General features: G+C 70.0%; 1 protein-coding gene. It reads left to right on the top strand.

Annotation, left to right across the window (positions count from 1 at the left end; genetic code table 11):
• Positions 1-125: 125 nt before the first annotated feature.
• A partial coding sequence (locus AB0F44_RS29790; RefSeq protein ID WP_357360933.1) for an amino acid adenylation domain-containing protein occupies positions 126-8588 on the top strand: 8463 nt, incomplete at its 3' end.

An 8588-nucleotide genomic window follows, 5' to 3' on the forward strand; every position in this document is an offset into this window, starting at 1 on the left:
CGTCGCCAACATCACCGTGTCCTACGTGATCGCGTACGGCACCCCGGTCAAGGCCAACGCCGTCACCATTCGCACCCAGGTCATCGAGGCCGTCGCGCGCGGCGTCCACCCCGATCGAGGAGATCGTGGCGGGCACCTTCGGCGACGTGCTCGGCGTGACCCGGGTCGGCGCCGACGACGACTTCTTCGAACTCGGCGGCAACTCGCTGCTGGCCACCCAGGTCACCGCCCGGATCGGCGCGGCACTGGATACCCAGCTCTCGGTCCGGGACCTGTTCGAAGCCTCGACGGTCTCCGCGCTGGCCGCCCGCGCCGAGCACAACGCGGGCTCCGGCCGGACCCGTCCGCGTCTCACCGCGGGGGAGCGGCCCGCCGTCATCCCGCTCTCGCCCGCACAGCAGCGCTACTGGTTCCTCAACCAGTTCGACACCTCCACCTCCGCGGTCGACAACATCCCCCTCGCGGTCCGCCTCACCGGCGAACTCGACGTGCCCGCGCTCGAACAGGCCATCGGCGACGTGTTCGCCCGCCACGAGATGCTGCGCACCACCTACCCGGGCTCGCCCGACGGCCCGCACCAGGTGATCCTGCCCGTCTCGCAGAGCCGCGCCGTGGTGCACCACATCGCGGTCACCGAGGCCGAATTGCTCGGCAGCGTCATCGAATTCGCGATGACCACCTTCGACGTCACCCGCGAGGTGCCGCTCAAGGTCGCGCTGTTCCAGCTCGACGAGTCCGACCACGTGCTCGCGTTCACCGTGCACCACGTCTCCGCCGACGGTTCCTCGATGGGCCCGCTGGCCCGCGACATCATGGCCGCCTATGTGGCCCGCGTGCAGGGCGAGTCGCCGCAGTGGGCGCCGCTGCCCGTGCAGTACGCCGACTACGCGCTGTGGCAGCGCGAGGTCCTCGGTGACGAGACCGATCCGCAATCGCTCGCCGCCAAGCAGGTCGCGTACTGGAGCGAAGCGCTCGCCGGGCTGCCCGACCAGCTCGAACTGCCCGCCGACCGGCCGCGCCCGCCCGCGCAGTCGTTCCAGGGCCAGGCCATCCGCTTCGAGATCGACCCGCAGCGTCACGCGGCCCTGCACGACCTGGCCAGGGCGAACAACGCCTCGCTGTTCATGGTCGTGCACGCCGCGCTCGCCGTGCTGCTCGCCCGGCTGTCCGGTACCGACGACATCGCCGTCGGTACCCCGATCGCGGGCCGTGGCGAGCGCGAGCTCGACGACCTGATCGGCATGTTCGTCAACACCCTGGTGTTCCGCACCGCCGTCGATCCCGGCGCCTCCTTCGCCGAACTGCTCGCCGACGTGCGCAACCGCGACCTGGAAGCCTTCGCGAACGCCGACGTGCCGTTCGAGCGGCTCGTCGAGGTGCTCAACCCGGTTCGCTCCACCGCCCGCAACCCGCTGTTCCAGGTGGGCCTGTCGTTCCAGAACCTGGCCGACACCACCTTCGAGCTGCCCGGCCTGACCGTCAGCGCCGTCGACTACGACTCCCAGCTGGCCAAGACCGACCTGCACGTCACCCTCTACGACCGCTACACCGACGACGGCGCACCGGCCCAGCTGGTCACCGAATTCGGTTACGCCATCGACCTGTTCGACGAGGCCACCGTCCAGAGCTTCGCGGATCGCTTCCTGCTGGTCCTGGACGCGGTCGCCGCCGACGCCACCATCCCGGTCGGCGATATCGACCTGCTCACCACGCCGGAATCCGAGCGGATCGTCACCACGTGGAACGACACCGCCCACGCCGTCGACACCGACGCCACCCTGGTGTCGCTGCTCGACGCGACCGTGGCCGCCACTCCTGCGGCGGTGGCACTGATCGTCGATGAGGCCGACGGCCGTCGCGAGTTCACCTATGCCGAGCTCGACGCCGAGGTCAACCGTCTCGCACGGCACCTGATCTCGCGCGGCATCGGCGCCGAGGACCGGGTGGCGCTGGCCATCCGCCGCTCCGCCGAGCTGATCATCGCGATGTACGCGGTGGCTCGCACGGGTGCGGCGTACGTGCCGATCGACCCGGATCAGCCTGCCGAGCGCACCGATTACATCCTGGAAACGGCCGCCCCGGCTGTCGTTCTGACCACGGCGAACGCCGAGTTCAGCACGGCGGCAGCCGAAGTGGTCGTGCTCGACGAGCTGGACCTGAGCGAGGTCAGCGATGCCGCGATCACCGGGCGCACGCTGGTTCCGGCGAACACCGCGTACGTGATCTTCACGTCCGGCTCGACCGGCAAGCCCAAGGGCGTCGCGGTCTCGCACGGCGCGATCGTCAACCAGTTGCTGTGGGAGACGGCTGAATTCGGTATCGGCGCCGACGACGCGGTGCTGCTCAAGACCGCCGCCACCTTCGACCTCTCGGTGTGGGAGTTCTGGACCGCGGCAGTCGCGGGCGCCCGCCTGGTGGTCGCCACCGCCGACGGTCACCGTGACCCGGCCTACCTCAACGACCTGATGCGGGCCACCGCTGTCACGACGCTGCACGTGGTGCCGTCGATGCTCGACGCGCTGCTCACCGAATCCGGTGCCGCACTGCCGCGGACCTTGCGCCGTGTCCTCGCCATCGGTGAGGCACTGCCCGCCGCGACCGCGCAGCGTTTCCGCACCGCCAACACCGCCGTGCTGTTCAACCTGTACGGCCCGACCGAGGCCGCGGTCTCGATCACCAGCCACGCGGTCACCGAGGCCGACACGGTGTCGGTGTCGATCGGCGCACCGGAGTGGAACAGCCGTGTCTACGTGCTGGATTCGCGCCTGCGCCCGGTTCCGGTCGGCGTGTCCGGCGAGCTGTACCTGGCCGGCGCCCAGCTGGCCCGCGGCTACTACGGCCGCGCCGATCTGACCGCCGACCGTTTCGTCGCCGACCCGTTCGCGGTGACCGGCGAGCGCATGTACCGCACCGGTGACCTCGTCGCCTGGAATGCCGACGGCGAGCTGGACTACCGGGGCCGCACCGACTTCCAGGTGAAGATCCGCGGTTTCCGTATCGAACTCGGCGAGATCGAAGCCGCGCTGCTGCGCCAGCCCGGCATCACTGCCGCCGCCGTGCTCGCCCACACCGACCCTGTGGTGGGCGACCGACTGGTCGCCTACGTCGTCGCCGGTACCGCAGCTGCAGACGCTGCCGCCGACGCCGCTGTCGCGCGGTCTCGCACCGTCGCAGATAGTGCTGAGGTCGACAAGCTCGCCCTGCGCGCAGCGCTGGCCGCCGAGTTGCCGTCGTACATGGTTCCGACCGTGTTCCTGCAGCTCGACGCGCTGCCGCTCAACGCCAACGGTAAGCTCGATCGCAAGGCTCTCCCGGAGCCCGAGGTCGAGAAGGCCGTGTTCCGCGCGCCGGTGAGCCCGAGCGAACAGCTCGTCGCGGCCACTTTCGCCGAGGTCCTTCGCCTCGACGCCGACAAGCGGTTCGGCCTCGACGACGACTTCTTCGCCTGGGGCGGTAACTCGCTGCTGGCCACGCAGGTCGCCGCCCGCCTCGGCGAGTCGCTCGACACCCGCATCCCCGTGCGCCTGCTGTTCGAGGCGTCCACAGTGGCGGCGCTGGCCCAGCGGGTCGAGCAGCACGCCGAGACCGGTGATCGCAAGGCGCTGACCGCTGGTCCGCGCCCGGAGCACATCCCGCTCTCGCTCGCGCAGCAGCGGATGTGGTTCCTCAACCGCTTCGACACCCAGTCGGCCGCGTACAACGTGCCCGTCGCGGTCCGACTCGCCGGTGACCTCGACGTGCCCGCGCTGCGTGCGGCGGTCACCGACTTGGTGACCCGCCACGAGATCCTGCGCACTATCTACCCGCAGACCGAAGCCGGTGCGGCACAGGTGATCCTGTCGCCCGCACAGGCCGCGCCGGAACTGCTCGAACGCACCGTCGCCGCCGACGAGGTGGAATCGGCTGTGGCGGAACTGATGTCGACGATGTTCGACGTCACCGTCGAGGTGCCCCTCAAGGTGGCGCTGTTCCGCGTCGAGAGCACCGACGAGTTCGTGCTCGCCCTCGTGGTGCACCACATCTCCGGCGACGGTTCCTCGGTGGCGCCGCTGACCCGTGACCTGATGACCGCCTACGCGGCCCGCTCCATGGGCTCCGAGCCCGGCTGGGCCCCGCTGGCTGTGCAATACGCGGACTACAGCATCTGGCAGCGCGACCTCCTCGGCAGCGAGGACGACGCCGACTCGATGGCGGCCAAGCAGGTCGCGCACTGGAAGAAGGCCCTCGCCGACCTGCCCGATCAGCTCGACCTGCCCGCCGACCGTCCGCGCCCCGCGGTGCAGACCTTCGCCGGCAGCAAGGTCGACGTCCAGATCGACGCCGACACCCACCGCGCTCTGGTCGAGCTGGCCCGCGCCGAGGGCGCGACGCTGTTCATGGTCGTGCACACCGCGCTGGCGGTACTGCTCGCCCGCCTGTCCGGCACCGACGACATCGCCATCGGCACCCCGATGGCCGGACGTGGCGAAGCGGCCCTGGACGACATGATCGGCATGTTCGTCAACACCTTGGTGTTCCGCACCAAGGTCGACGGCGGCGAGGCGTTCACCGAACTGCTCGCCCGCCAACGTGAAGACGACATCGCGGCGTTCGCCAACGCCGACGTGCCGTTCGAGCGCCTGGTCGAGGTGCTCAACCCGGTCCGCTCCACCGCGCGTCACCCGCTGTTCCAGGTCGGCCTGTCGTTCCAGAACCTCAGCCGCGCCACCCTGGAACTGCCGGGCCTGACGGTCTCCGGCCTCGACATCGCCACCGAGCTGTCGCAGTTCGATCTGCACCTGATCGCCACCGACCGCTACGGCGATGCCGGTGAGCCCGAGGGTATTTCGGGTCTGTTCACCTACGCCACCGACCTGTTCGACCACGCCACGGTCGAGGGCTTCGTGGCGCGGTTCGTCCGCCTGCTCGGCGCGATCGTCGCCACCCCGCGCACCGCGGTGGGCGATATCGAACTGCTCGCCCCGGCCGAACGCACCCAGATCCTCGACGCCCGCAACGCCACCGCCTACTCGGTCGACACCGAGGCCACGCTGGTCTCGCTGCTCGACGCGACGGTGGCCGCCGATCCGAAGTCGACCGCCCTGGTCACCGACGACGGCGCCCAGCTCACCTACGCCGAACTCGACGCGAAGGTGAACCGTCTCGCACGGCACCTGATCTCGGTCGGCGTCGGCCCGGAGTCGCGTGTCGCGCTGGCGATGCGCCGCTCCGTGGACCTGGTTGTCGCGATGTACGCGGTGGCCAAGTCCGGTGGCGCGTACGTGCCGGTCGACCCCGATCAGGCGGCCGAGCGCACCGACTACATCCTCGAGACGGCGGCACCGGTCTGCGTGCTGACCGACGCCGAGTTCGCCACCGATGTCGCGCCTGTGGTTCGCATCGACCAACTCGACCTCGAATCGCTCAGTGTCGCACCGATTTCCGATGCGGAGCGCACCGAACCGCTGCGTCCGGAGAACACCGCGTACGTGATCTTCACGTCCGGCTCCACCGGCCGCCCGAAGGGCGTCGCCGTTCCGCACGGCGCCATCGCCAACCAGTTGCAGTGGAAGCTCATCGAGTTCGGCATGGACGCCGCCGACGCGGTGCTGCTCAAGACCGCCGCCACCTTCGACCTGTCGGTCTGGGAGTTCTGGTCGGCCGCGGTCTGCGGTGGCCGCCTGGTGATCGCCTCGGCCGACGGCCATCGCGACCCGGCCTACCTCAACGAGCTGATGGCCCGCGAATGGGTCACCACGCTGCACGTGGTGCCGTCGATGCTCGACGCGCTGCTCGCCTCGGGGATGCCCGATTCGCTGTGGCGGATCCTCGCCATCGGTGAGGCGCTGCCGGGTTCGCTGGCCCAGCGAGTGCGCGCCGAGTTCAGTCGCACCGAGCTGTTCAACCTGTACGGCCCGACCGAGGCCGCGGTCTCGATCACCTCGCACCGGGTGAACGCCGCCGACCAGGTGTCGGTCTCCATCGGTTCGCCCGAGTGGAACAGCCAGGTCTACGTGCTCGACGAGCGTCTGCGTCCGGTGCCCGACGGTGTCGCCGGTGAGCTGTACCTGGCGGGCGCGCAGTTGGCGCGCGGCTACTACGGCCGCCCCGACCTCACCGCCGACCGTTTCGTGGCCAACCCGTTCACGCCGGGTACCCGCATGTACCGCACCGGTGACCTGGTGGCCTGGCACAACCGCGAACTCGATTACCGTGGCCGCACCGACTTCCAGGTGAAGATCCGCGGCTTCCGCATCGAGCTCGGCGAGATCGAGGCCGCGCTGCTCGCGCTGCCCGAGATCGCGCAGGCCGCGGTCATCGCCAAGTCCGATCCGCGAACCGGTGACCGCCTGGTCGCCTATCTCGTCGGCTCGGATATCGATGTGGCGCAGGTCAAGTCGACGCTGGCCGCCGGGCTGCCGTCGTACATGGTCCCCGCCGCGTTCGTGGTGCTGGACGCGCTGCCGCTGAACGTCAACGGCAAGCTCGACCGCAAAGCGCTGCCGGAGCCGGAGTTCGAGGCGCAGGCCTTCCGCGCGCCGTCGACCCCGATCGAGGAGATCGTGGCCGGCGTGTTCGCCGATGTGCTCGGCGCCGAGCGCGTCGGTGCCGACGACGACTTCTTCGCCCTCGGCGGCAACTCGCTGCTGGCCACCCAGGTCGCGGCCCGCCTCGGTGCCGCCCTGGACAGCCGGGTGCCCGTGCGCCTGCTGTTCGAGGCGTCGACGGTGGCCGGGCTCGCGGTGAAGGTCGAGCAGGGTGCGGGCGTCGGTGGGCGTCGCGCACTGGTCGCCGGACCGCGCCCGGATCAGGTACCGCTCTCGCTCGCCCAGCAGCGCATGTGGTTCCTGAACCAGTTCGACACCACGTCCTCGGTGAACAACATCCCCGTCGCCGTCCGCCTGACGGGCGCGATGGATGTCGAGGCGCTGCAACTGGCCGTCGCCGATGTGCTCGCACGGCACGAGACCCTGCGCACGGTGTACCCGTCGACCGACGGCACGCCGCACCAGGTGATCCTGCCGGCCGAGGGCAACGTCCCGGACTTGACGCCGGAAACAGTTGCCCCCGAGCAGGTGCGCGACAAGATCGCCGAACTGATCACCACCGGCTTCGACGTGATCGACGAAGTTCCGTTGCGCGCGAAGCTGATGCGGGTCGCGGACGAAGAATTCGTCTTGGTCTTCGTCGCCCACCACATCAGCGCCGACGGCTGGTCCATGGGCCCGCTGACCCGCGACGTGATGATCGCCTACGCCGCGCGTGCCGCCGGTGCGGCTCCGGGCTGGGCGCCGATGCCGGTGCAGTACGCCGACTTCAGCGTCTGGCAGCGCGAGGTGCTCGGCTCCGAGACCGACGAGACCAGTCTCATCGCCCAGCAGGCCGCGTACTGGAAGCGCGCGCTCGCGGGCGTGCCCGACGAGCTGAACCTGCCCCTGGATCGGCCGCGTCCGAGCACGCAGTCCTTCGCCGGTGGCCGGGTGCTGTTCCCGATCGGCGGTGACATCCACGCCGGACTGTCCGCCATCGCGCGTGAGCAGAACGCGACGCTGTTCATGGTCGTGCACACCGCGCTGGCGGTCTTCCTGGCACGCATGTCGGGCACCGAGGACATCGTCATCGGCACCCCCAACGCGGGCCGTGGCGAAGCCGAACTCGACGACGTGATCGGCATGTTCGTCAACACCCTCGCCCTGCGCACGCAGGTCGGCGGACAGCTCACCTTCGCCGAGCTGCTGACCCAGGCCAAGGAAGCCGACCTGGCCGCCTTCGCCCACGCCGACATCCCGTTCGAACGTCTGGTGGAACTGCTCAACCCCGAGCGCTCCACCGCGCGGCACCCGCTGTTCCAGGTGGCGCTGTCGTTCGAGAACCTGCCCGACGCAGGCTTCGAGCTGCCCGGTCTGTCGGTCTCGGCCGTCGACTTCGACGTCGACACCGCCAAGTTCGACCTGCTGCTCACCGTGCGGGAAGCGACGGCCGGCGACGACGCGGGCGCCTACGCCGAGTTCTCTTACGCCAGTGCGTTGTTCGACCAGTCGACGGTGGAGAAGTTCGCGCAGCGCTTCCAGCGTCTGCTCGCCGAGGTCGTCGCCGACACCGCCACCCCGGTCGGTGACCTCGAACTCCTCGACGAGGCCGAGCGCACCGAACTGCTCACGCGCACAGGCGGTCCCGCCGCTTCGGTCAGCACGCTGCCCGAGCTGCTGGCCCAGGCCGTGGCGACCAACCCGACCGGTGAGGCCATCGTCGCGCCGGGCGAGTCGGCGTCGCTGACCTACGCCGAACTCGATGCGGCATCCTCGCGCCTGGCGCGGGTGCTCATCGAACGCGGTGCGGCGCCGGAAACGGTCGTCGCCATCGCCATGCAGCGTTCGCTCGACACCACCCTGGCCATCTGGGCCGTCAGCAAGACCGGTGCGGCGTTCCTGCCGGTCGACCCGAAGTACCCGGCCGAGCGCATCGCGCACATGATGTCGGACTCCGGTGCGGCCCTGGGCATCACGGTCTCGTCCGAGGTCGATCACCTGCCCGCGCCCGCCCCCGGCAGGTCGATGCCGGTGCGCTTACCGAAGCCAAAGGCCTTGGCGGTCTCCACCAGCGGGTCC

The sequence above is a fragment of the Nocardioides sp. NPDC023903 genome (genome assembly GCF_040639295.1).
Lineage (GTDB): Bacteria > Actinomycetota > Actinomycetes > Propionibacteriales > Nocardioidaceae > Nocardioides.